Raw genomic sequence first — 279 nt, forward strand, 5'->3', positions numbered from 1 at the left:
GGCACCGGCAGCTATGTAATCACCAATTTCATTGGTGAAGGACTCGTCTTCCAACAGTGCAATCTGGAACAGCAGAATGTCGGCATCGGGGCCTTTGGCGCGCTGGCTTAAACGGCGCAGTTCGTCTTTGGCCAGGACTACCGCCACATCGTACAGCGCCCGCTCGCGGAACGGGTCGCATACAATACGGTGCAGACCGGCCGTACCGTGGTCGATCTGCTCTACCGGGCCGATCGCGATCCCTGCGGATGCAGATACACCGGTAAACGTATACATTAC

The 279-nt window shown here is 57.7% G+C and carries 1 protein-coding gene; it reads right to left on the minus strand.

Annotated features, from left to right (window positions below; genetic code table 11):
• Positions 1-279: phosphoenolpyruvate-utilizing N-terminal domain-containing protein (locus H6B10_RS16160; RefSeq protein ID WP_204652441.1), on the minus strand; the 279-nt coding region annotated here is incomplete at both ends.

The sequence above is a fragment of the Gemmiger formicilis genome (assembly GCF_016901605.1).
Lineage (GTDB): Bacteria > Bacillota > Clostridia > Oscillospirales > Ruminococcaceae > Gemmiger > Gemmiger formicilis_B.